This is a genomic window from Trujillonella endophytica (genome assembly GCF_900110555.1).
Lineage (GTDB): Bacteria > Actinomycetota > Actinomycetes > Mycobacteriales > Geodermatophilaceae > Trujillonella > Trujillonella endophytica.
In genome coordinates this window covers 17,210-38,883 of record NZ_FOEE01000003.1, presented here as the reverse complement: position 1 = coordinate 38,883, position 21,674 = coordinate 17,210, and the positions used below count along the sequence as shown (strand labels likewise).

Genomic DNA, 21,674 nt, shown 5'->3' with positions numbered 1-21,674 from the left:
CAGCCCTCCCGGCCCCCGCTCGTCGGCGCTACTTCTTGCCCTGGTTCTTGACGGCCTCGATCGCGGCCGCGGCGGCCTCGGGGTCGAGGTACTGCCCGCCCGGCGTGGTCGGCCGCAGGTCGTCGTCCAGGTCGTAGCGCAGCGGCACCCCCGTCGGGATGTTGAGCCCGACGACCTCGTCCTCGCCCATGCCGTCGAGGTGCTTCACCAGCGCGCGGAGGCTGTTGCCGTGCGCCGCGACCAGCACGGTCTGCCCCGCCCGCAGGTCCGGGACGATCGCGTCGTACCAGTACGGCAGCATCCGGACGACGACGTCGGCCAGGCACTCGGTGGCCGGCCGGACCTCCGGCGGCAGGAAGGCGTAGCGCGCGTCGCCGTCCTGGCTGAACTCGCTGGCGGGGTCGATCGGCGGCGGCGGGGTGCCGTAGGACCGGCGCCAGGTCATGAACTGCTCCTCGCCGTACTCGGCGAGCGTGGCGGCCTTGTCCTTGCCCTGCAGCGCGCCGTAGTGGCGCTCGTTCAGCCGCCACGAGCGCTTCACCGGGATCCACTGCCGGTCGGCCTCGTGCAGCGCGAGCTCCGCCGTCATGATCGCGCGGCGCAGCAGCGACGTGTGCGAGACGTCGGGCAGCAGGCCGTGCTCGGCCAGGAGCCGGCCACCGCGGGCTGCCTCGGCGCGGCCCTTCTCCGACAGGGGCACGTCCACCCAGCCGGTGAAGAGGTTCGCCTTGTTCCACTCGCTCTCGCCGTGGCGGAGCAGCACCAGAGTCCCGGTCACGGCGGCCATCCTGCCCGACGGCGCCCGGCGCCCGTGGAGCCGGTCGGGGTCAGGCGCCCGAGCGCGGACGGCGGTCGGGGTCGGCGAAGTCCGCGAACGCCTCCAGGTTGCGCAGGGACTCCCCGCGCTTGACCCGCCACGCCCACTCCCGGCGGATCGACGTGCCGAAGCCGATCTCCAGCATCGTGTTGAAGTGGTCGTCGGCGTAGCTGAGCACGGCGCCGAGCACCCGGTCGAGCTCCTCGGCGGTCACGGCGGCGTGCGGCAGCCGGCCGGTCAGGTAGATGTCGCCGACGGCGTCGATGGAGAAGGCCACCCCGTACATGCGCGCGTTGTGCTGCAGCAGGTAGGTCCACAGCTGCTCGCGGTTCTCGTCGGGCTGGCGGCAGACGAAGGCCTCGACGCGCAGCGCGTGCTCCCCCACCACCAGCCCGCAGACCGTCTTCAGCTTCTTGGTGCCCGGCAGGTCGACCAGCCACTGCCCGGGCGCGGGGTGCTCGTGCTCCAGCTCGGCGTCGGCCAGGGCGGCCGCGATCACCGCGTCCAGCTCCTCGACCGGCCGCCGCGTCACCGGGCCACCTGCGCGCCGCCGACGACCCGGAGCCCGCCGCCGCGGTGCCCGAGCGCGGTGCCGGCCATCTCGGCGGCCGCGGCGGAGTAGGCCTCCACCAGCGAGTCGGCGGTGCGGTCCCAGGAGAAGGCGGCGGCGTGCCGGCGCGCTCCCGCGGAGAGCAGCTCCCGGCGGCCGAGGACGGCCCGGACGGCGGCGGCGTAGTCGGCCGGGTCGCGACCGGCCACCAGCACGCCCGACACCCCGTCCCGCACCGCCGTCGGCAGGCCGCCCACGGCCGCCGCGACGACCGGGGTGCCGCAGGCCTGTGCCTCCAGCGCGACCAGCCCGAAGGACTCGTTGTGACTGGGGACGACGGCGACGTCGGCGGCCCGGTAGTGCTCGGCCAGGCGGTCCGGGGGCTGCGGCGGGAGGAAGTGCACGAGGTCGGCGATGCCCAGGCGGGCGGCCAGCTCCTGCATCCGGCGGGGGGCGTCCAGGCCGGAGCCGCTCGGGGCGCCGATGACCTGGACGCGGAGCCGCTCGCGCAGCGCCGGGTCGTCGGCGAGCATCCGCGCCGCCGTCTCCAGCAGGAGGTCCGGCGCCTTGAGCGGCTGGATGCGGCCGACGAACAGCAGCACGACCGCGTCGGCCGGGACGCCGACCGACCGGCGGGCCGCGGCGCGGTCGCCGGGCCGGAACCGGTCCAGGTCGACGCCCGGGGGCACCACGAGCGTGCGGCGGGGGTCGGCGCCGTAGTGCTGCACCAGCTGGCGCGCCTCGTCCTCGGTGTTGGCGATCAGCCGGTCGGCCTCGTCGACCACCTGCTCCTCGCCGATCACGCGGGAGCGCGGCTCGGGCCGGTCACCGGCCGCCAGCGCCGCGTTCTTCACCTTGGCGAGCGTGTGCGCGCTGTGGATCAGCGGCACGCTCCAGCGGTCGCGGGCCAGCCAGCCGACCTGCCCGGAGAGCCAGTAGTGCGAGTGGACGACGTCGTAGTAGCCCGGCTCGTGCTGCGCCTCCTCGCGCAGCACCGCGGCCGTGAAGGCGCACAGCTGCGCGGGCAGCTCCTCCTTGCCGAGGCCCTCGAACGGCCCGGCGGGGACGTGCCGGACGACGACGCCGGGGCTCATCTCCACCACGGGCGGCAGGTCGCTGGACGTGGCGCGGGTGAAGACGTCGACGGCGATGCCCCGGGCCGCGAGCCGCCGCGACACCTCGACGATGTAGACGTTCATGCCTCCGGCGTCGCCGGCACCGGGCTGGTCGAGGGGGCTGGTGTGCACCGACAGGGTGGCCACCCGGCGAATCGGACCGGGGACGTGCAGGCGGGACACCACGCGCGTGCGACCTCCTGCTCGGACCGACGAGGGTCGGGTGCACGCGCCCCGCGGCACCCCTGTCGACCTCCCATCCTGCAACAGCGCCAGGATGTCCACATGTCCGGTGTGTCACTCCCCCCTGCTGACCTGCCCGGTTCCGGCCGCACCGCCGTGGTCACCGGCGCCTCCAGCGGCATCGGCGCCGCGACCGCGGAGCGCCTGGCCGCCGAGGGTTTCCACGTCGTCCTGGGCGCGCGCCGGCTCGACCGGCTGACCGAGCTCGCCGACCGGATCGGCGGGCGGGCCCTCCCCCTGGACGTGACCGACCCCACCTCGGTCGACGCCTTCGTCGCGGCGCTGGACCGGGTCGACGTCCTGGTCAACAACGCCGGCGGCGCCTTCGACGCGAAGCCGGTGGCCGAGGCCGACGTCGACTCCTGGCAGCGCTCCTTCGAGGTGAACGTGGTGGGCGCGGTCCGGCTGACCAAGGCGCTGCTGCCGGCGCTGCGCGCCTCGGGCGCGGGCGACGTCCTGTTCGTGGGCTCGACGGCGGGCATGATCAGCTACGAGGGCGGCGCCTCCTACACCGCCGCCAAGCACGGGGTGCACACGCTCGCCGAGACGCTGCGGCTGGAGCTGTGCGGCGAGCCGATCCGGGTCATCGAGATCGCGCCGGGCATGGTGCGCACCGACGAGTTCGCGCTCAACCGCACCGGCTCCGCCGAGGCCGCCGAGGCCGTCTACCGCGGGGTGCGCGAGCCGCTGGTCGCCGCGGACGTCGCCGACTGCATCGCCTGGACGCTCACCCGCCCGCACCACGTGAACGTCGACCTGCTCGTCGTCCGCCCGCGCGCCCAGGCCGCGCAGCACAAGGTCCACCGGGAGTAGCCCTCCCGGTCCCGCCGAGATCGGCGATCTCGGCGGCATCCCGTGCTCCAGGCGCCGAGACCGCCGATCTCGTCAGGTGCGGGCCTTCCGCAGGGCGCGGCGGATCGCGGCCACCACCTCGTCCGGGCGCCCCAGCACGTCGGCCGAGGTGAAACGCAGCACGACCCAGCCGGCGGCCACGAGGGCGTTCTGCCGACGGAGGTCGGCGACGAACACGTCCCGCTCGCGGTGGACGTCGCCGTCGAACTCCACGAGCACCCTGGCCTGGGGCCAGGCGAGGTCCGCCCGCCCGAGGAACCCGCCCTCCGCCGTCCGGACGACGTGCTGGAGCTCGGGCGCGGGTAGGCCCGCCGCATGCACGAGCCAGCGGGTGATGGACTCCATCGGGGACTCCGCTCGCGGGTCGCCCAGGGGCAGCACCAGGCGCGCACGGGCCACCCCCCGCCCGGTGGGACGCCGCTCGATCTGCGCGGCCAGCTCCTCCGGCCCGCACCACCGGGCCAGCACCTGGTCGGTGACCGCCAGCAGCGCCTGGGGAGGAAGCACGCCGGCCAGGTCCCGCCACGTCCGTGCAGGCGTCGTGACCGGCAGGTCACCGCGGCGGGTGACGTCGCCCTCGCCCAGACCCGTGCGGTGCACGCTGCGGTCCCGCCGGCCCTCGGCCCGGGACCCGGTCGGCACGATCAGGTGCACGCGGTGGTCGACGCGGTCGACCAGCGGCACCTCGACGCCCCACAGCGCGGCCGCGGTGAGGTGGCTGACGACCGTGTCCGCGGGCGCCGTCAGGAGGACCGCAGCCACGCGATGGCGCAGGTCCGCGCTCATGCCTCGGGGCAGGTAGGTGTCCCGCGACAGGCGTTCGACGGCGGGATGCCTCAGCTCGCGGTCGGAGATGCCGGCAGCCAGGGCGCCGGACCTGGTGACGGGACCGAGGACACGGGAGCGCGGACGTCGGCTGGGCACCGCGGCAGGGTGGCCGAGGAGGGCACCTCCCCGCTTGCGCCGTCCACAACCCCGCCGAGATCGGCGATCTCGGCGGCATGAGCCGGCGATGGTGCCGAGATCGCCGATCTCGGCGGGGGGAGCAGGCGGAAGGCCCACTCCCCTACGGCCGGACGGCGGTGGGTTCGCGCTCGAGCGTGACGCCGAAGCGGTTCTGCACCGCGGCGACGACGTCGTCGGCGAAGGCGAGCAGCTCGGCGGCGGTCGCGCCGGGCTCGGTGGTCAGCGCGAGGCTGTGCCGGGGGGAGGTGCCCACGCGGCCGCGGCGGGTGCCCCGGCCGAAGCCGGCGGACTGCACCAGCCAGGCGGCGCTGAGCTTGACCGCGCCGTCGCCCGCGGGCCAGCCGGGGCACCCCTCGACGGCGCGCTCGGCGGGCACCACGGGGTTGGTGAAGAAGGAGCCGGCGCTGCGGGTGTCGGGGTCAGCCGGGTCCCAGACCATGCCCTTGCCGCGGCGCAGGCCCAGCACGGCCTCGCGGACGGCGGCCAGCGGCGCGACCTCGCCCAGCTCCAGGCCCAGCGCCCGGGCCAGCTCCGCGTAGCCGACCGGCCGGGAGACCGCGGACTCCACCAGCGCGAACCCCACGGTGAGGACGACGAACCGGCCCGGGTCGCGCTTGAGCCGGCTGTCCCGGTAGGCGAACCCGCACTCGGCGTTGGTCAGCGTCCGCTCGCGCTTCTCGGCGCGGTCCCACACCCGCACGGCGGTGACGACCTGCGCGACCTCCTGCCCATAGGCGCCGACGTTCTGCACGGGCGTCGCGCCGGTGGACCCCGGAATGCCGGCCAGCGCTTCGATCCCGGCCAGCCCCGCGGCCACGGCGTGCGCGACCACGGCCTCCCAGGGCTCGCCGGCCTGGACCTCCAGCTCGGCGCCACGCTGCGCGATCCCGCGGGAGCGCACCCACACCACGTCCCCGGGCCACCCCTCGTCCGGCGCGACGACGTTCGAGCCGCCGCCGAGCAGCAGCAGCGGGCGGCCGGCCTCGTCGGCGTCACGTACGGCGGCGACGAGCTCGGCGGCGTCGGTGACCTCCACCAGACGCTCGGCCGGCCCGCCCACGCCGAGGGTGGTGAGCGTCGCGAGTGGGACGTCGGAGCGGACCTGCACGCGCCCACGCTAGCCGCGACTACCCTCGGGACCGGTGAGCGAGGCGAGCGGTGGCGACCACAAGCGCCGCGCCGTCCTCCCCGCGGGTGGCCCCCGCAAGGCCAACCCCCGGCTGGCGGCCGGGCGGGCCCGCGCGCTCGGGCTGCCGACGCGGGGGACGACGAACGCCAACCGGCTGCGGCGGGTGGACCGCTGGCTGGTCGCCACCCAGGTGCCCCGGCTGCGCGACGCCGCCCACCCCCTCGTCGTCGACCTGGGCTACGGCGCGTCGGCGGTGACCACGGTGGAGCTGGCCGAGCGGCTGGCGCCCCGCGTCCCCGGGCTGGAGGTCGTCGGCCTGGAGATCGACGCCGAGCGGGTCGCCGCGGTGGCCGCCGACCGGGATCCGCCCCGGCTGGACTTCCGGCTCGGTGGCTTCGAGCTGGCCGGCCTGCGCCCGGTGCTGGTGCGCGCGTTCAACGTGCTGCGCCAGTACGACGAGGAGTCCGCGGCCCGCGCGTGGCAGACCGTGTGCGCCGCGCTCGCGCCGGGTGGCCTGCTCGTGGAGGGCACCTGCGACGAGTGGGGCCGGCGCTCGGCCTGGGTCGCCCTCGACGCCGACGGGCCGCTCACGCTCACCCTCGCCGCACGCGTCTCGGACCTGGAGCGCCCGTCCGACCTCGCCGAGCGGCTGCCGAAGGCGCTGATCCACCACAACGTGCCGGGCGAGCCGGTGCACGATTTCCTGCGCGCGTTCGACGCCGCCTGGGCCTCCGCCGCGGGGCTGTCGGCGTTCGGCCCGCGCCAGCGCTGGGCCGCGGCCGCGCAGTCCCTGGCCGATTCCGGCTGGCCGCTGGTCGGATCCACCCGCCGCTGGCGCGACGGCGAGCTGACGGTGCGCTGGTCGGCCGTGGCACCGGCCGGGCAGGGGACGCCGCGGTGAGCCGGCGGGCCGCCGACCCGCTGCCGCCGCCGGGGCGCGTGCCGGTGGCCGGGGGCATCGCCGAGCTGCTGGGCGACGCCGACCGGGACGGCGCCTGGGTGCTGCTGGTCGGCGGCACGCCGCAGTCGCACGTCGACCTGGCCGATCCCGCGCACCTGGAGTTCGAGTACGTGCGGCGGATGGGCCACGTGCTGGACCTGGCTGCCGACCCGGGCGCCGCCCTGGACGTGCTGCACCTGGGCGGCGGGGCCCTGACGCTGGCCCGCTACGTCGCGGTGACCCGCCCGGGCTCCCGGCAGCGGGTGGTCGAGGTCGACGAGCCACTCACCGAGCTTGTCCGCGCGCACCTGCCACTGCCGCGGGGCGCGCGGGTGCGGGTGCGGGCGGCCGACGCCCGCGCCGGGCTGGAGGCGACGCACGCCGACAGCGCCGACGTCGTCGTGTGCGACGTCTTCGCCGGGGCGCGCACGCCCGCGCACCTGACGACGATCGAGTTCGCCGCGCAGGTCCGGCGGGTGCTGCGGCCGGGCGGGGTCTACGCCGCCAACGTCGCCGACGGCCCGCCGCTGCGCTTCGCGCGCGGCCAGGTGGCCACGCTGCGGGCGGTGTTCGACCACGTCTGCCTCGTGGCCGAGCCCGGCACCTTCCGCGGCCGCCGGTTCGGCAACCTGGTCGCGGTCGCCTCCGACCGCCCGCTGCCCGTCGCCGCGCTCACCCGGCGCTGCGCGGGGGACCCGATGCCGGCGCGGGTCGTGGAGGGCGCCGACCTGGACCGCTTCACCGGGGACGCCCTCCCCGTGACCGACGCGGCGGCCGTGCCCTCGCCGGAGCCACCGCCCGGCGTCTTCGCCTGAGGGCGCGGCCTACCAGCCGGTGTTGCCGCGGCGCAGGCCGCGGACGGCGGGGCGCACGTCGACCAGGTACACGATCGCGGCGATGACCGCGGGCAGGCCGAGGAACGTCAGCGGCGACTTCGTCAGGAAGATGACGGCCGCGGCCAGCCCGGTGATGGCCAGCCAGATCGGCTTGGTGAGCTTGCCGGCGGCGACGTAGCCCACGGCGGGGCGGACGAGCGCGTCGGCCAGGGCCCAGACGGTGAGCGCGAGGGTCCCGTAGTACAGCGCGAGGTACACGAGGCCCTGGAACTCCATGGCGGCAGGGTACCCGCGGCACCCGCCCGGCCGGTGTCCCGCGCGGGAGCGGCACCGGACGCGACAGGGCCCCGGAGCGCTCGTGGCAGCTCCGGGGCCCTGGCCGGTCCCGACGGTTCGTCGGTGCTCGCGTCGGTCAGACGGTCGGCTCGGTCCGCTTCGTCGAGCGGGTGCCGTTGACGCGGGCCGAGGTGCTCGCGGTCGCCTTCGAGCGGGCGGGGGTGGTGCGCTTCCTGACCGGCTTGGCAGCGGGCTGCTCGGCGGCCTCGAGGCCGGCCTTGGCGGAGTCCGCGGCCTCGTCGACGGCGTCCTCGACCTTGGCAGCGGCCTTCGTCGCCTTCGCCGCGGTCTTCTGCGCGACCGAGGTCACCTTGTCCGACGCCTCGGCGACGGTCTCGGCGCCCTCCTCGAGGACCTCCTCGAGGGAGTCCTCGACGGCGTCGACGGCGCGCTCTGCACGGGCGACGACCCTGCGGAAGGTCGGCTGGCGGCGGAGCTCGTCGACGACCCCGGCGCCACGCTCGGCGAGGGTCTCCAGCGTGCCGGCGGCCTGCGTGCGGGCGGTGTCGACCAGCCCGGTGACGGTGGCGCGCACGGTCTCCGGCTTCACCAGCCCGCCGAACTGGACGGCGGTGGTGCGGGCGGTCTGGACGGCGCCGCGGGCGCGGCCGGCGGCCTCCTCGGCGCGGGTGCGGGCCTCCTTGGTGGCCAGGTCGACCTGCACCTGGGCCTCGCCGGGCAGGGCCTCGGCGCGGGAGACCAGCGAGCCGACGAGGGCGCGGGCGCGCTCGACGGCCAGGTCGCCGGCGCCGACGAGGGCCAGGACGGGGGTGCGGCCGCGCTCGGCGAGCTGCTCGCCGTAGGTCTTGAGGATCTCGGTGGTGGTCATGCGGACTCCTTCGAGGGGTCGGGGGTCGTCGAGTTCGGGGTGCTGGGCTTCTGCGTTGCTGCGTGCTCGCGGACGTAGGTCTCGTACAGCTCCAGGAGCACGGCCCGGTGCCGCTCGGAGAGCGCCTCGTCGGCGCGGAGGGCGGCGATCGTGTCCGGGTTGCCCGACCGGCGGTCGAGGATCCCGGCCTGCTCGTAGAGCGTCTCGGCCGAGATCTGCAGCCCCTTGGCGATGGCCGCGAGGATCTCCGCCGACGGCTTGCGCAGACCACGCTCCACCTGGGACAGGTACGGGTTGCTCACCCCTGCCGTGCGGGCGAGCTCCCGGAGCGACACCCGGGCGGCGTTGCGCTGCTCCCGGATGAAGTCGCCGACCTGCGAGCCGGTCGCGCTGACCTCGGACTTCGAGGCTGCGACGGTGCCGGCGACGCTGCCCGCGAGCTGGTCCACCTTCTCGCGGACGGTGCTCACCTGCTCGCGGACGAACTCGGTCGGTGTCTGCACGGACACGACGCTAGCCGGATGTGCTAGCTCCTGCAAGCGGTTGAGCAAGCACTCGGCGTGAGACCCCTCACACCTCCGCGGTTCGGCTCAACTGTCCGCGCGGCCACCGGTCAGCGCGGCGGCCGCGCGGACCTCGCCGACGACGCCGTCCCCGCCGCTGACCGGGGTCAGCACCCAGGGGGCCAGCGGCTCGGGCGGGACGCCGAGGCGGCGCAGCCCGGCCGCGAGGGCGGGGCCCCGGCCGCGGTCGCCGCCGTCGTCCAGCTTGAGCGCGACCGCACCCCGGCCCGGCAGCGCGGCCACGTGCACGCCGTCCGCACCGCCCTTGACCAGCAGGCCGGCGACGGCGGCCATGAGACCCGTGTCCTCCCGGCCGGTCCCGGCCACGTACCAGGGCTGCGCCCGCGCGGCGTCGGCCACCCGCCGGCCGGGGCTGCCGGCAGGAGCGGCGACCAGGGAGAGCACGCCGCGGGCCAGCCCGGTCAGCGACAGCGCGTGCTGCGGCGCGCCGCAGCCGTCCACCACGACGGCGGACACGGGCTCGCCGGCGGCCTCGCCCAGCCGCGCCTCGATCGCCTGCTGCAGCGGATGCTCGCGCTCCAGGTAGCCCGCCGTCGGCCAGCCGGCGGCGACGCAGGCGGCCAGCATCGCCGCGTGCTTGCCGGAGCAGTTCATCGCCAGCCGCTCCGGGAGTCGGCCCCCGGCCAGCCAGGAGGCGCGGGTCTGCTCGTGCTGGGGCAGCGCCGCCGGGCAGCCCAGGTAGTCGGGCGCCAGGCCGGCGGCGGCCAGGATTCCGGCGGCCAGGTCGCGGTGGGCGTCCTCGCCGCTGTGCGAGCCGGCGGCGATGGCCAGCTCCTCGGCCGAGGCCGGCGACCAGCCCGCGTCCAGGTACGTGGTGGCCTGCACGAGCTTGTTCGACGAGCGCGGCAGGATCGGGCGGTCGACGTCCCCGAGGGCGGTGACGACCGTCCCGTCGGCGGCGAGGACGACGAGCGAGCCGCGGTGCACCGACTCGAGGAACCCCGACCGCCAGACCTCGACGAGGACCGGCGTGTCGGGCCAGGAGCTCACCACGACGGCCCCGTCCGGAGGCTCGCGCGGAGGACGGGGCCTGTCACCTAGCGCCCTTCGTCGGCCAGCAGCGCGGCGACGTCCGCCTCGCCGTTGCGGTAGCGGCGGGCCAGCTCCCCGGCCAGCCCGTCCATCACCTGCTGCACGCCCCGCCGGCGCTCCGACAGCTGCCCCTCGGCCGCCGCGAGGGCGCGGGCCGACCGCTCCAGGTCGGCGTCGGACAGGTCGCTGATGGCCAGCAGGTCCACCCCGGGGGTCAGGGCGTTGACCCACGACTCGTACTCCTCCGGCGCGGCCGGCTGCACGGTCTGGTGCCGCCCGAGGCCGTGCGCGGGCCCGCGGCCCTTCTCGGCGAGGATCTCCGGGAGCAGGTCGACCAGCGACCGCCCGTCGTGCTCGGCGCGGCGCTGCACCTCCCGGCGCAGGATGTCCAGCCGCCCCTGCAGCAGTCGCCGCGTGTAGGAGAGGTTGACCTCCTCCTGCTCGGCCTGGCGCCGCAGCCGGCGGACCTCGGCCATCGAACTGCCGACCGCGTTCTCGAGGAAACCGGGGTCGAGCAGCGCGTCGACGGCGGCGCCGCCGGCGGGCAGGGGCTGGGTCGTCATCGGATCTCCACGGAGGTCGGGTCGGGGGCGGTTCGGGGCGCGACCGGCCCGGCGGGCGGGCCGAGCAGCAGGTCACGGGCGGCGAAGGGGGGCAGCGGCGGGCGCTGGGCGATCCGCGCCAGCCCGGCCGCGCGGGCCACCAGCTGCAGGTCGGCGCGGGCAGGGTCGCCGGGCTCCGGCGTGTCGGCCGTGCCGGCCCGCACGTGACCGCCGGCCGAGAGGGCGGCCAGCAGCACGGGGATCGCGGCGGCGCCGCGGCCGGCGGCGGACCACAGCGCGCCGGCCGGGAGCCGCTCCAGGCAGGCGGCGACCGAGGCGAGCGTGCCCGGCAGCCCCCCGCGCGCGCCCAGCAGGAGGGCGACCCGCACCGGGCCGGGGCCGTGCGCCAGCCCGGCCAGGACGTCGAGGTCGGCCAGCGAGCCGGCCTCGTACACCGGCGTCGCGCCCCGGCGGGCCACCTCGGCGAGGACCTCGTCCAGCAGCGCGTCGGTGGCGCCCAGCGGCACGGTGACCAGGTCGGCGCCCAGCGCCGGATCGGCCGCCTGCACGAGCAGGTCGGTCTCCTCGCGCAGGGCGGCCAGGGCCTCGCGGGCGGCGGCGGGCTCCAGGGGCGGCAGCACCAGCACGGTCGCGCCCACGGCCTGACAGGTGCGCCCGGTGGTGGCCAGCACGTCCGGCGCGGCCGGGGCCGGCGCCAGGGTCACGAGCGTCCCGGAGGTTCCCGCTGCGTCCGGCGAAGTCACCGCTGGATGGTCGCAGACCGGACCGCCCGCACCCGCTCCCGGGCCGCGGCCTGCTCCGCGTCGAGGGCCGCCGGGGCGTCGTCGGGGTCGATCGAGGCGCGCGAGCCGGCCACGGTCAGCTCGGCGTCCGCGGCGACGGACTGCTTGACCAGCGCCAGCGCGACGACGCCGAGTTCGTGGTGCCGGACGACGGTGCCGACGCGACCGACCTCCCGCGCCCCCAGCAGCACCGGGGTGCCGGGCGCCGCCAGGTCCTCGCTCACGCCGTCCAGGTGCAGCAGCACCAGCCGGCGCGGAGGCCGGCCCAGGTTGTGCACCCGGGCGACGGTCTCCTGCCCGCGGTAGCAGCCCTTCTGCAGGTGGACGGCGGTGCTCAGCCACGGCAGCTCGTTGGGGATCGTGCGGTGGTCGGTGTCCACGGCCAGCCGCGGACGGCGGGCCGCCACCCGCAGCGCCTCGAGGGCGTCCAGCCCCGCGGCGGCGGCCCCGGCGCCGAGCAGCGCGTCGGCGGTGGCGTCGAGGGCGGCGCGCGGCACGAGGAGGTCGACCACGGGGGCGCCGTCGTCGACCGGCGGCATCCGGCGCACCCAGCCGCCACCCGGCAGGGGGGCGACGGCGGTGGGCTCCGCGGGCACCGGGAACCCGGCCGCGGCGAGCACGTCGTCCCCGCGCGGGCCGATGAGCGACAGCAGGGCCCAGTCGGCGGTGACCAGCGCCGGCTCGACGCGGAGCATGAACCGCATCCGGTCCAGGAAGGTGTGCAGCGCCGCACCGGCGCCGGGCTCGACGTCCAGCCAGACCACGCCGTCGAGCTCGGCGAGCACCATGTGGTGCTCGACGTGCCCGTTCGGGGAGAGCAACAGCGCCTCGGTGCCGGTGCGGTCGGCGAGCCGTTCCAGGTGCTGGCTGGTGAGGCTGTGCAGCCAGGTCAGCCGGTCCGCGCCGGGGACGGTGAGCACGTCGCGGTCGCTGCGGTCGACCAGCCCGGCGCCCTCGGCGAGCAGCCGCTGCTCGCGCAGCGGGTCGCCGTAGTGGGCGGCCGTCGCGCCGCCCTCGGTGGCGACGGCACCGGGGCGGGCGAGCAGGGGGGATGGGTTCACGGTGCGTCCTCGTTCTCGCGGCAGGCCCGGCACGTGCCCGACAGGGCGACGTGTCCGATGTCCAGACTGAAACCCAGATCGGCCGCCAGACGTTCCGCCGCGGCGTCGAGCACGTGCGGATCAGCCGACTCGATCGCGCCGCAGGCGGAGCAGACGACGTGCAGGTGCGGGTGCTCGAACGCGTGGTAGACCGGCGCGCCCTTGCCCAGGTGGGTGTGCCAGACCAGGCCGAGGCGCTCCAGCAACTCGAGGTTGCGGTAGACGGTGGAGGTGTCCGGCGCCGCCCCGCCGGGGCCGGCCTCCTCGCGCAGCCGGGCGCCGATGGCCTCGGGGGTGGCGTGCTGGAGCGCCGCGACGGCGGCGAGCACCTGCTTGCGCTGGGGGGTCAGCCGCAGGCCGCGGGCGCGGAGCCGCTCGGCGAGCGGCTCGGCCTCGGGGGCGGGGGTCTCGGCCATGGTTCGACCCTATGCCCGGGGGGCCCTATGCCCGGGCCAGCCGGACGAGGGCGGGGAAGAGGTCGGCGTAGTCGGCGACCGCGATGCCGTCCACCGACGGCGCCGGCTCGCCGGTGACCCCGTCGATCCCGCCGGCGGCGACCGCCGCCGACAGCAGGGCGGCGTCCAGGTCGGGGGTGAGCAGCGCCAGCAGGCGGTCCGCCCGGTCCGGCACGGCGCGGGCGAGCGCCGCGACCACGCCGTAGCAGCCCCAGTTGGAGGTCCCCGCGACGACGAGGTGGTCGACCGGCGTGCGGCAGGCGATCTCGGCGCCGTGCGCGACCGCGGCGGCCACCACCTCCGGCGGCACGACGCCCATGCCGATCTCGTTGCCACCGTCGCCCACCGCGCCGGTGGGGACGCCCGGCGCGAGGAAGGCCGCGTGCAGCGGCGCGGTGGAGGCGGTGATGTCGACCGCGCGCATGGTCAGGACCCGGCCGGACCGATTCGGGCCCAGGCGCTCGACCGCGACGAGCGCGCCGAGGTCGAGCGCGGAGACCGCCGTCCGCACGTCGTCCTCGGTGGCCGCCCGGCCGACCACGACCGCCGGACCGCACCCGGCCGCGGCCAGGCACGCGTCGACCACCGGCCCGCACCAGTCGTCGGTGAGCACGACCGGCTCCCCGCCCAGCGAGGTCAGCGCCCGGGCGAGGACGGCGGTGCCCACGGGGCCGTCGGTCTCCGCAGCCGGCAGCGGGGCCCAGGCGATGTGTACGCCGGTGACCAGGCCGATCCGGCGTCCGGCCGTGGCCGCCCCGGCCAGCACCGCCGCCAGCCGGCCGAGCTGCCCGGCCGCGTGCGCGGCCAGCGCGGCGACGTCCCGCGCGCCGGGGCGCAGCAGCGCCCGCTCGAGCGGGTCCAGCGCTACTCCACCGGGGGACGGCCGGCGGCCAGGGCCTGCTGCAGCGGGGCGAGGTACCGCTCGGGGACGGCGTGCCCGCCCCGCGGCGGCAGGAAGCCGGCGACGGTCGACCCCGTGGCGGCGGCGAACGCGGCGGCCTCCTCGCCCAGGGCGCGCACGACGGGCCGGTCCCCCCAGGCCCGGGTGCCCGCGAGGAAGGCCATCGCGGCGGCGCTCTCGGCCCGCTCGCCGACGCAGTCGAACGGCTTGTCCGTGGCCCAGAGCACCCGGAAGCCGTCGACGAGGGCGGGGTCGTCCAGCGGGTTCCCACCGAACATCCGCTCCGCCTCGGCCGGGGTCAGGAAGACCGCGAACATCAGGAAGGTGAACAGGCACTTGTCGCAGTGCAGGCACCAGCGCTGCGTCGCCTCCCCGCCCATGTGCCGCTGGGTGTAGGAGCGGTTGCAGGACAGGATGTGCTCGCGCAGCGGGAGTGCGGCGACGGCTGCCACCGTGGCGAGCTCCGACAGCTGCCGGGTGAGGCTGAAGTAGCCCACCCCCACCTCGGCGGCCCCGGCGGCGAACAGCCGCTCGAACTCGTAGGACTTGGAGTACTGGTGGTTCACCGGGACCCCGCCGACCGACAGCGTCTCCTCGTCGGCGGAGCGCTCGTTGGCGAAGACGACCGGATCGAAGCCGCCGAGGACGGCGACCAGCGTCGAGATCGCCGAGTTGATCGCGGTGACGGGCACGTGCCCGTTGCGCCCGCCCTCCGCCGTCCGCCGGTGCAGCAGGGGGTCCAGCCGGCGGCGCACCCCGAGCAGCGGCGCCCCCGCGGCGCCGGCGACGTCGCGCTGCGCGTCGGTCGGGTTGACCGCCAGCGCCGTCCCGTCGGGCAGGACGACGAGCGCCAGCGCCGAGTCCTTACCGCCGCCCACCGGCAGCAGGGGGCCGGCGGTCCCGCCCGAGGCGGGGAGCGCCGGGGCGTCGCGCACCTCGACGTCCCAGCGGACGACGTGGGGCAGCGGCAGCCGGTTCACGGCGGCGAACTCCCCCAGCCCGGGGCCGTAGGCGGCCTCGGCGACGGCGAGCTGCGCCTTGGTGATCGGCCGGCGCACCACGACGCGGCCGGACGCCCGCAGCTTGTAGTAGCTCGTGCCCATGACCAGGTGCACGAGGTCGAGGGCGGCGTCCAGCTCCGCCGACGGCGCGGCGGGCAGCAGCGCGGGGTCCAGGGTCAGCCGCTCGGTGAACTCGTCGTCACCGAGCCGGTAGCTGAAGGCGGCCTCGCCGGTGGCGAGGTCGAGCGTGCGGTCGGTGATCTCGAAGGGGGCGGTCGGATCGGTCATCGGGCGGCTCCTGGGAGGGCGGTCGCGCCGGCGGCGAGCACGAGCTCGGTGAACCGGGCGGCCAGCTCCTCGTAGTTGCGGAAGCGGTTGTAGCTGGGGGCACCGGGCGAGAGGAGGACGACACCGCCGGGCGCCGTCGTCCCGATCGCCGCGGCGACCGCGTCGTCCAGCGACGCCGCCTCGGTGACGGCCACCTCCGCCCCACCGGGGGTCCGGCGGACGTCGGCGGCCAGCCGCGCGCCGGTGTCGGGCACGGTCACCAGCGCGACGGCGTCGCTGCGGGCTGCCAACGCCGACGCCAGCCCCGTGTAGTCCAGCCCGCGGTCCTGGCCACCGGCGATGAGCGTCACGGGCCGGCCGGCGAGCGCGTCGAGGGCGGCGAGCACCGAGACCGGGGTGGTGCTCAGGGTGTCGTCGACGAACGTCACGTCGCCGCGGCGGGCGACCGGGGACAGCCGGTGCGGCAGGGCCCGGAAGCCGCCGACGGCGCCGAGGACGGCCTCGGCGGACGCCGCGAGGTCGACACCGAGCAGCGCGCACGCGGCGAGGGCGAGCCGCGCGTTGTCCCGGTTGTGCTCGCCCAGCAGGTGCTGCGGGGCCAGCGCGCCGGCGAGGTCCGCGGGCACGAGCGCCGCCGGGTCGACCAGCTGCGCCGGGTCGAGGTACCGCCCGGCCAGCTCCCGCGCCTGCGGGGCCACGGCCACCGACCGCGGCGGGCAGGCGCTGAACACCCGCAGCTTGTCGCGGTAGTAGGTGGCCGCGTCGCCGTGCCAGTCCAGGTGCTCGGGGGCCAGCGAGGTGAGCGCGCCGAGGCCGGTGAAGTCGGGCACCGCGGCGGCCTGGTAGCTGGAGATCTCCACGACCAGGGTGCGCTGCTCCGCCGTCCCGTCGAGGAGGACGTCCAGCAGCGGGGTGCCGATGTTGCCGGCGTGCACGGCCGGCCGGCCGGCGGCCTCCAGCACGGCCGCGGCCAGCGCGCTGGTGGTGCTCTTGCCCTTCGTGCCGGTCACGCACAGCGTCGGGACGGCCCGGCGCGCGAACTCGGCCAGCGCGATGCCCGTGCCGGTCGTCACGCACGTCCGCTCGGCGAGCTCGCGGGCCTCCGGCCGGTAGGGGCTGATCCCCGGGGACCGGACGACGAACGCGCAGCCGGCCAGGTCGGCGACGTCCGCGGAGACGGTGACGCCGGTGGGCAGCCCCGCCGGGTCCACCGGGCGGGCGTCGACGACGTGCACGCCCGCGGCCCCGGCGGTGAGCGCCGCACGGACGGCGGCGTGCCCCTCGCGCCCGTGGCCCCACACGCCCACGCGCGTGCCGGCGAGCTCCTCGAGCCGGACGGAGCGCTCCCGCGGCGGTGCGGCGGGGGCGGTTTCCACGCCTGCCCACTCTACGGACCCCCGGCCGCGTCCCCCGGGTCGTCGCGGTCCGGCGCCGGTAGGCTGGCCCGCGGTGTGCCGGGAAGTCTGGTCGGCGTCTGCTCCTCGGTGAGCAGACCAGAGCCGACCCCATCGCCTGGAGCCGCCCCGTGCCGAGTACCGCCTCCGGAGTCCCGCCCGTCCTCTCGCGCGGGACCTGGCCCGAGGCGCGACGGATCGCCGAGGTCCTGCGCCAGGAGACCGTCGGCGGCGTCCTCCTCCTGATCGGCGCGCTGATCGCCCTCGTCTGGGCGAACTCGCCCTGGTCGGCCGCCTACGAGACCCTGCGGGACACCCGGGTGGGGCCGTCGTCCCTGCACCTGGACCTGACCCTAAGCACCTGGGCGGCCGACGGCCTGCTCGCGATCTTCTTCTTCGTCGCCGGCCTAGAGCTCAAGCGGGAGTTCGTCGCCGGCGACCTGCGCGATCCCCGCCGGGCGGCGATCCCGATCGCGGCGGCAGTGGGCGGCATGGCCGTGCCGGCCCTGTTCTTCGTGCTGTTCAACCTGGGCCGCGACGACGGTGCCCTGAGCGGCTGGGCGATTCCCTCGGCCACCGACATCGCGTTCGCGCTCGCCGTCCTCGCCGTGGTCAGCACGCATCTGCCGGCCGCGCTGCGGATCTTCCTGCTGACGCTGGCCGTCGTCGACGACCTGCTGGCGATCGTCGTGATCGCGATCTTCTACACGGAGGAGCTGGCCGTCGGACCGCTGCTGCTGGCGCTGGTCCCGCTGGCCGTCTTCGGCGTCCTGGTGCAGAAGCGGGTCCGGAGCTGGTGGCTGCTGCTCCCCCTGGCCGCGGCGACGTGGGTGCTGATGCACGAGTCCGGGGTGCACGCGACCGTCGCCGGCGTGCTGCTGGCCTTCACCGTGCCGGTGGTGCGCAGCGACGCCGCTGGGGGGCCAGAGGCGGGCCCGGGGCTGGCCGAGCACTTCGAGCACCGCCTGCGACCCCTGTCGGCGGGGGTGGCGGTGCCGGTGTTCGCCTTCTTCTCCGCCGGCGTGGCGTTCGGCGGGCTGTCGGGGCTGGGCGCCTCGGCCACCGACAGCGTGGCGCTGGGCATCGCCGTCGGGCTGGTCGCCGGCAAGGCCGTCGGCATCACCGCGGCCACCTGGCTGGTCTCCCGCTTCACCCGCGCCGAGCTGGACGAGAGCCTGGGCTGGCCCGACGTCGTCGGGCTGGCGCTGCTCGGCGGCATCGGTTTCACGGTCTCGCTGCTGATCACCGAGCTCGCCTTCGGCCTGGGGTCGGACACCTACGAGCACGCCAAGGTGGGCATCCTCGCAGGCACGGTGGCGGCCGCGCTCCTGGCCACCGTGCTGCTGCGGCTGCGCAACCGCCGCTACCGGGCGATCGCGGAGGAGGAGGCGGTCGACGCCGACGCCGACGGCATCCCCGACGTCTACCAGCGGGGGCCCGCCGGCGGTTCCGCGGACGGCTGAAAAAGCGCGTTGCCGACCCCCCGGACGCGTCGTACCGTCGAGGTACACGAGAGAGGAGGTGGTCCGTAACTTGCATGCTTACAGGACACGTGAGGTGGCTGTCCGCTAGCCGCCGTCCAGATGGGCCGCCCGTTCGGAGTGGAATCCGAACGACGGCACGATCGCCCGTCCGTCGTACGGCGGCGAGCGAGAACCGGACAGTCACCCGACCCCCGGGCCGCCGACCGAGTCCAGTCGGCCCGCGCGCAGCTCCCCTGGTCTCCAGGGCACGGCGCCGCGGAGCAGCCCGGGGGTTGTCCGTCCTCCGGGTAGGTTCCGGGCCGTGCTCCTCGCCGGCCGCCCCGCCGAGACCGACCTCTCCCCCGCAGCCTGGCTGGCCGACGCCGTGCGCGCCGGCCGCCCCGGCACCGTCGCCGCCCTCGTGCCGGCCGGCTACCCCGCCTACGCGCGCCTGCTGCACCCCGCCGTCCGCTACGAGGGGGACGACGACGTCGACGTCCGCTGGGACGAGGTCGCGGCGTTCAACGGCCGCACCGCCCACCGGCTGATGCAGTGGCCGGGCGTCACCGGCTCCTGGGACTACGTCGGCGAGGACGACCAGCCCGACCTCTGGAACGACACCCCCGCCCCCGGCCACCTGCCCGCGCACGTGGCCGTCGAACTGGCGGCGCTGCTGACCGGCGCCACCACCACCCCCGACCGCTGCTTCTTCGGCGCGTGCGACGAGACGGGCACCGACGCCCCGCGCCTGGTGCTGCCCTCGTGCGAGCTGCTGCTGCTGGCCGGTCCGATCACCCTCGCGGCGGCGAACATGGCGCCCGAGCCTCAGGAGCAGAGCCCGGCACTGTGGTGGCCGGCCGACCGCGCCTGGTGCGTGGCCACCGATCCAGAGCTGATGAGCACCTACGTCGGCGGCCCGGTCGAGGTCCTGGACGCGCTGCTCGGGTCGCGGCTCGAGGTGCACCCGGCGCGGCCCGACGACCAGGTGGACTACGCCGCCGACACCGTCAACCCGGTCGCCCCCCGCACCTGAGCGCCCCCTCTTCCGTGCAGAAGCGCGAAATTGCCCGGGGCAGAAGCGCGGAATTGCGCCGGGGCAATAGTGCGAAGTTGCCCCGGGGCAATAGCGCGGAATTGCCCTGGGGCAGAAGCGCGGAATTGCCCGCTACAGGACGGCGAGCTCGGACTCCAGGTCGTCGAGACCCAGCGACCCCTGCGACAGCGCCGCCATGTGCCAGGCCCGTAGGTCGAAGTCGCCGCCGCGGTTCCGCCGGGCCGCCGCCCGCCCCGCCAGCCACGCCCGCTCGCCGAGCTTGTAGCTGATCGCCTGCCCCGGCACCCCGAGGTAGCGCACCAGCTCGCTGTCCAGGAACGCCGTGGTGCTGCCGCTGTGCTCGCCGAGGAATGCGCGGGCGAGCTCCGGCGTCCACGGCCGGCCACGGGCGTCCGCGAGCACCCCGTCGGCGTCGGCGGGCACGGGCAGGCCCAGGTGCATGCCCAGGTCGACGACGACGCGCATCGCCCGCAGCTGCTGCCCGTCCAGGTAGCCCAGCCGCGCCCACGGCTCGGTCAGGTACCCGAGCTCGTCCATCAGCCGCTCGGCGTAGAGCGCCCAGCCCTCGATGTCCGCACCGACCATGCCCACCGACGTCTGGAAGGTCGACAGCTCGCCCGCGCGCAGCACCCACTGGGCCAGCTGCAGGTGGTGCCCCGGAACGCCCTCGTGGTACCAGATCGAGACGAGGTCCCAGAGCGGGAAGCGCTCGCGACCCAGCACCGGCAGCCAGGTGCGGCCCGGGCGCGCGAAGTCCTGCGACGGCTGGGTGTAGTAGGCGCCGGCCGCGCTGCCCGGCGGGGACACCACCGCCTCCACCCGGCGCAGCGGTGGCGCGATGTCGAAGTGCACGCCGTCCAGGGCGTCGATGGCGCGGTCCATCACCCCCTGCAGGTACGCGCGGGTGGCCTCGACCCCCGCCACCGCGGGCCCGTGCCGCTGCGCCCACTCCATGGCCTCGCGCGGTCCCGCCCCCTCCAGCGCCTCGCCCGCAGCCCGCCGCTGCTCGGCCAGCAGGCGCCGGTGCTCGTCCCAGCCGAAGGCGTAGGCCTCCTCCAGCCGGCGGCCGGCCCCCAGCTCGGCACCGGTCCAGCGGCGGGCGGCCAGGGCGTAGCGCTCGCGACCCACGGCGTCCGGCGTCCCCTCGGCGCGCGGCAGGTACTCGTCGCGCAGGAAGTCGCGCACCTCGGCGACCGCGCCGTCGGCGGCCGCCGCGGCGGCGTCCAGGTCGCGGCGCAGCGCCGCCGGGCCCGCCGCGGCGAAGGTCCCGAACCACGGCCCGGACAGCCACGTCTCGAGCTGCCCGAGGACGGTGGTCACCTGCCGGGGCGCCACGAGCAGACCCCGGCCGGCACCCTCGCGCAGCGTCGCGACGAACCCCCGGTAGGCGCCGGGCACCTGGGCCATGCGGCGGGCCAGGACGGACCAGTCCTCCCCGGTCGACGCCGGCATGAGCATGAAGACCTGGCGGATCGCGTGCACCGGGCTGAACAGGTGGGACAGCTCCCGCAGGCCCTCACCGGCGTCGTGCAGGGCCAGGTCGGCGCCGAGCCGCTCGCGCAGCAGCCGGGCGCAGCGCCGCTGACCGGGGTCGGTCGCCGGCGCGGCCGCCAGCTCGGCGAGGGTGCGGCGGGCCAGCTCGGCGCGGGCCTCGAGCCCCGCGGGGGAGGGGTCGGGCAGCCGGTCGGCACCGGCGGGGTCCCCCAGCGACGTGGCGACCAGCGGGTCGAGCCGGCACAGCTGCGCGACGTAGCGGTCGGCGACCTGCCGCGGGGTCGGCGCCGGACCGCTCACCGGAGGCGGTCGAGCCGCGCCGACATCGTGGGCCGGAGCGGGGCGTCGCCGGTGGCGCGGTCGATGGCGTACATGAGCGCGCCCTCCACGACCCCGTAGAGGCGCACGGCGCGGGTCACGTCCGGCCCGTCGGGGGTGTGCGCCAGCACGTCGGAGGTGAGCTCCCAGCTCGTCGTCGTCCGGGCCCGGCCGACGTAGAGCTCCACGAGCCCCGCGGGGTCGACGACGAGCAGTTCGACGTCGTCGGACCCGCGCGGACGCCAGAAGCCGGCCTCCCGCGCGGCCGGCCCGGCCGGCTTCCCGTCGTCGTCGATCAGCCACGTGCGCGACTCGTAGGCGAGGAAGCCGCGGCCGTCGTGGGCGAACCGGGCCCACTGGCCGAACCGCCGGTCACCGGCCTCGCCGACGCTCACCCCCTCGCCGTGCCACTCCCCCAGCAGCGGCAGCAGCCCGAGGAGGTCGTGGGCGACCTCCGGACCGGTCCGGACGTCGACGGTGTCCTCGACCGGCAGTTCGGTCGGGCCGGTCATCGACGCGCCCCGCGGGGACGTCGGGCGAGGCGGACGGCGCCGTACCCGCTGCCGAGGGCAGCCAGCGACACGAGGGCGACGAGGACCCAGGCAGCGACCATGGGCTCCACCGTAGGACGC

At 76.6% G+C, this 21,674-nt stretch carries 23 protein-coding genes; 5 read left to right on the top strand and 18 right to left on the bottom strand.

The window, feature by feature from the left end:
- Positions 1–28: 28 nt before the first annotated feature.
- Genes BMY88_RS05375 through mshA form a run of 3 tightly spaced genes read right to left on the bottom strand, consistent with a single transcriptional unit; the run spans position 29 to position 2,629 of the window.
- Positions 29–787, bottom strand: a complete 759-nt coding sequence (locus tag BMY88_RS05375) for a phosphoglyceromutase (RefSeq protein WP_091940991.1) — start codon at positions 785–787, stop codon at positions 29–31.
- Between the two features lie 40 nt (positions 788–827).
- Positions 828–1,349 carry a YbjN domain-containing protein gene (locus BMY88_RS05370; protein ID WP_091940989.1) on the bottom strand — a complete coding sequence of 174 codons (522 nt, stop codon included), beginning with the start codon at positions 1,347–1,349 and terminating at the stop codon, positions 828–830.
- On the bottom strand, positions 1,346–2,629 hold the full coding sequence (gene mshA, locus BMY88_RS05365) for a D-inositol-3-phosphate glycosyltransferase (RefSeq protein ID WP_211435509.1): 1,284 nt from the start codon (positions 2,627–2,629) through the stop codon (positions 1,346–1,348). The genes BMY88_RS05370 and mshA overlap by 4 nt, the downstream gene beginning before the upstream one ends.
- 138 nt (positions 2,630–2,767) lie before the next feature.
- On the opposite strand from mshA, the gene BMY88_RS05360 reads away from it, so the two are divergent.
- Positions 2,768–3,538: an SDR family oxidoreductase gene (locus BMY88_RS05360; protein WP_091940985.1), complete on the top strand. Its 771-nt coding sequence runs from the start codon at positions 2,768–2,770 to the stop codon at positions 3,536–3,538.
- A gap of 72 nt (positions 3,539–3,610) precedes the next feature.
- On the opposite strand, the gene BMY88_RS05355 is transcribed toward BMY88_RS05360, so the two are convergent.
- Positions 3,611–4,501: a DUF559 domain-containing protein gene (locus tag BMY88_RS05355; RefSeq protein ID WP_139220409.1), complete on the bottom strand. Its 891-nt coding sequence runs from the start codon at positions 4,499–4,501 to the stop codon at positions 3,611–3,613.
- 142 nt (positions 4,502–4,643) lie between these two features.
- Complete coding sequence (locus BMY88_RS05350) at positions 4,644–5,651, bottom strand: UDP-N-acetylmuramate dehydrogenase (RefSeq protein ID WP_091940981.1); 1,008 nt, start codon at positions 5,649–5,651, stop codon at positions 4,644–4,646.
- Between the two features lie 34 nt (positions 5,652–5,685).
- Here BMY88_RS05350 and BMY88_RS05345 point away from each other — a divergent pair, with 34 nt between their 5' ends.
- Positions 5,686–6,573, top strand: coding sequence for a class I SAM-dependent methyltransferase (locus BMY88_RS05345; RefSeq protein ID WP_091940979.1), 888 nt, complete (start codon positions 5,686–5,688; stop codon positions 6,571–6,573).
- Entirely contained in the window at positions 6,570–7,427 is an 858-nt protein-coding gene (locus BMY88_RS05340) for a spermidine synthase (RefSeq protein ID WP_091940977.1), read from the top strand. Before BMY88_RS05345 ends, BMY88_RS05340 begins: the two co-directional genes overlap by 4 nt.
- A 9-nt stretch (positions 7,428–7,436) precedes the next feature.
- On the opposite strand, the gene BMY88_RS05335 is transcribed toward BMY88_RS05340, so the two are convergent.
- The 11 genes from BMY88_RS05335 to murD all read right to left on the bottom strand — a co-directional run bounded on the left by BMY88_RS05335 (position 7,437) and on the right by murD (position 16,695).
- Complete coding sequence (locus BMY88_RS05335) at positions 7,437–7,724, bottom strand: DUF2516 family protein (protein ID WP_091940975.1); 288 nt, start codon at positions 7,722–7,724, stop codon at positions 7,437–7,439.
- 136 nt (positions 7,725–7,860) lie between these two features.
- The gene (locus tag BMY88_RS23720; RefSeq protein WP_091940973.1) at positions 7,861–8,613 is read right to left on the bottom strand and encodes a hypothetical protein; all 753 of its coding nucleotides are present in this window, start codon (positions 8,611–8,613) and stop codon (positions 7,861–7,863) included.
- Positions 8,610–9,116, bottom strand: coding sequence for a helix-turn-helix domain-containing protein (locus BMY88_RS05325; protein WP_091941628.1), 507 nt, complete (start codon positions 9,114–9,116; stop codon positions 8,610–8,612). The genes BMY88_RS23720 and BMY88_RS05325 overlap by 4 nt, the downstream gene beginning before the upstream one ends.
- An 87-nt stretch (positions 9,117–9,203) precedes the next feature.
- Positions 9,204–10,187 carry an asparaginase gene (locus BMY88_RS05320; protein ID WP_211435508.1) on the bottom strand — a complete coding sequence of 328 codons (984 nt, stop codon included), beginning with the start codon at positions 10,185–10,187 and terminating at the stop codon, positions 9,204–9,206.
- Between the two features lie 47 nt (positions 10,188–10,234).
- Complete coding sequence (locus tag BMY88_RS05315; RefSeq protein ID WP_091940969.1) at positions 10,235–10,792, bottom strand: RsiG family protein; 558 nt, start codon at positions 10,790–10,792, stop codon at positions 10,235–10,237.
- Positions 10,789–11,535: a 3-keto-5-aminohexanoate cleavage protein gene (locus BMY88_RS05310; RefSeq protein ID WP_091940967.1), complete on the bottom strand. Its 747-nt coding sequence runs from the start codon at positions 11,533–11,535 to the stop codon at positions 10,789–10,791. Before BMY88_RS05310 ends, BMY88_RS05315 begins: the two co-directional genes overlap by 4 nt.
- Positions 11,532–12,635 (bottom strand): CAF17-like 4Fe-4S cluster assembly/insertion protein YgfZ, encoded by a 1,104-nt coding sequence (ygfZ, locus tag BMY88_RS05305; RefSeq protein ID WP_091940965.1) that lies wholly within the window; start codon positions 12,633–12,635, stop codon positions 11,532–11,534. Before ygfZ ends, BMY88_RS05310 begins: the two co-directional genes overlap by 4 nt.
- On the bottom strand, positions 12,632–13,090 hold the full coding sequence (locus BMY88_RS05300; RefSeq protein ID WP_091940963.1) for a Fur family transcriptional regulator: 459 nt from the start codon (positions 13,088–13,090) through the stop codon (positions 12,632–12,634). Before BMY88_RS05300 ends, ygfZ begins: the two co-directional genes overlap by 4 nt.
- A gap of 25 nt (positions 13,091–13,115) precedes the next feature.
- Positions 13,116–13,967, bottom strand: a complete 852-nt coding sequence (locus BMY88_RS24300) for a glutamate cyclase domain-containing protein (protein WP_280138700.1) — start codon at positions 13,965–13,967, stop codon at positions 13,116–13,118.
- A 26-nt stretch (positions 13,968–13,993) separates the two neighbouring features.
- Complete coding sequence (locus BMY88_RS24295; protein ID WP_244524463.1) at positions 13,994–15,319, bottom strand: MurL-like N-terminal domain-containing; 1,326 nt, start codon at positions 15,317–15,319, stop codon at positions 13,994–13,996.
- Positions 15,316–16,695, bottom strand: a complete 1,380-nt coding sequence (gene murD, locus BMY88_RS05290; protein ID WP_091940959.1) for a UDP-N-acetylmuramoyl-L-alanine--D-glutamate ligase — start codon at positions 16,693–16,695, stop codon at positions 15,316–15,318. Before murD ends, BMY88_RS24295 begins: the two co-directional genes overlap by 4 nt.
- A 149-nt stretch (positions 16,696–16,844) precedes the next feature.
- Between murD and nhaA the strand changes: the two genes are divergently transcribed.
- Both nhaA and BMY88_RS05280 read left to right on the top strand, forming a co-directional pair.
- On the top strand, positions 16,845–18,176 hold the full coding sequence (nhaA, locus tag BMY88_RS05285; protein ID WP_091940957.1) for a Na+/H+ antiporter NhaA: 1,332 nt from the start codon (positions 16,845–16,847) through the stop codon (positions 18,174–18,176).
- A 322-nt stretch (positions 18,177–18,498) separates the two neighbouring features.
- On the top strand, positions 18,499–19,209 hold the full coding sequence (locus BMY88_RS05280; protein WP_091940955.1) for a hypothetical protein: 711 nt from the start codon (positions 18,499–18,501) through the stop codon (positions 19,207–19,209).
- 132 nt (positions 19,210–19,341) lie between these two features.
- On the opposite strand, the gene BMY88_RS05275 is transcribed toward BMY88_RS05280, so the two are convergent.
- Positions 19,342–21,024 carry a DUF885 domain-containing protein gene (locus BMY88_RS05275; RefSeq protein ID WP_091940953.1) on the bottom strand — a complete coding sequence of 561 codons (1,683 nt, stop codon included), beginning with the start codon at positions 21,022–21,024 and terminating at the stop codon, positions 19,342–19,344.
- Positions 21,021–21,554, bottom strand: coding sequence for a heme-binding beta-barrel domain-containing protein (locus BMY88_RS05270; RefSeq protein ID WP_091940951.1), 534 nt, complete (start codon positions 21,552–21,554; stop codon positions 21,021–21,023). The genes BMY88_RS05275 and BMY88_RS05270 overlap by 4 nt, the downstream gene beginning before the upstream one ends.
- Between the last annotated feature and the right edge of the window lie 120 nt (positions 21,555–21,674).